The sequence below is a fragment of the Vibrio sp. 10N.286.51.B11 genome (assembly GCF_041469245.1).
Taxonomy (GTDB): Bacteria; Pseudomonadota; Gammaproteobacteria; order Enterobacterales; family Vibrionaceae; genus Vibrio; species Vibrio crassostreae_C.
In genome coordinates, this window is the sequence record NZ_JBFRKI010000069.1 from 1 (window position 1) to 1,225 (window position 1,225).

Consider the following 1,225-nt stretch of genomic DNA (forward strand, 5'->3'; position numbering starts at 1 on the left):
GTATCTCGATACCCATACCCCATTCGCTTGATTAGCTTTATCTTGTTGTTTATCCCTTCTAGGGTGCAGGTGTTTAGCGGATAACTTGCCGATGCGATAATACCGTGAAGATAAGGACTCAGTTTTCGTGCGAACTCTTTCAATGGCTTAATTCCACTCTCTTGTACTTGTGCCCACCAAGCCTCCCAGAGCCCTTTAGCATGTGCTTCTGATTCACAATACCAAAGCTCTTTGAGTTGTGCCCCGAGTATATAAGTGGTCATTAAGTCCTTATTGATATTCAATATTTCTGTAAGATAGCTGTCTTGCCGTGGATTTAAGTTGCCTCTATTTTTCAACAACACCCAGCGTGAGCGCTTGACCCATTGCCTCGCTTTTTTATCTTGCTTGAGTTTGTTGGCTTGGTCGACTCTGACTCTATCCATTACCTCACGACCGAACTTAGCAACAACATGGAATAAGTCGTAAACGATTTTTGCGTTCGGGCAGTGCGCTTGAACTTCAAGGTCAAAAGCCGTATTCATGTCCATCGCGACCGCTTCGATATTATTGCCATGCTTGCCTAACAGCTCGAAGAACGGTCGTATGTCCTTGCGGCTACGGCCTAACCCTATCCAAATGACTTGATGAGTCTTAGCGTCAGCAATGACCGTGGCATACCTATGCCCTTTAAAGATAGCGAACTCGTCCATGACGAGTTGCCTTAGCTCTTCCCATTTCACTGACGGTACAACTTGTCGAAGTCGGCGTTTATCTATCTCTTTAATGGTGTGCCAATGTACGCTCGTTAACTGGGAGATATGCTTAATGGGAAGAAGAGGCAGCAGTTGTTCTATATAACTTTTTAGGCGCTTCGTGATGCGAGCATAAGGCTCTAGCCAAGATAGAGACTCTGTTTTTATGCCGCAGTCACGACACTTAATTCTTCGTGTTTGAACGGAAAGTTCAACAGGAACACCGAGCAACATGGCTTCTTTCACATGCCGCCATTGATACTCGTGGATAGCTTCGGCTTCAAGACCACAAAGGCACTTAGCCTCAGAGTTAGGTTTAAGAGTCAGGGTAATAAGTGATGCTGTCTGGTGAGACTTTACTATTTGAAAGCCTTCCCAGAATGAAGATAGGAAAGTATGATTCGGCATGAAAACGGTAGTTTGTGTATGATTTTTGTTTGGCGACTAAACCATATCACTTACTACCGTTTTTGTTTTTAGTTCCCGCTAAT

1 protein-coding gene is annotated in these 1,225 nt (G+C 44.2%); it reads right to left on the bottom strand.

Going from position 1 to position 1,225, the window contains the following annotated elements:
• A partial coding sequence (locus AB4154_RS22260; RefSeq protein ID WP_372124143.1) for an ISL3 family transposase occupies positions 1 to 1,142 on the bottom strand: 1,142 nt, incomplete at its 3' end.
• Between the last annotated feature and the right edge of the window lie 83 nt (positions 1,143 to 1,225).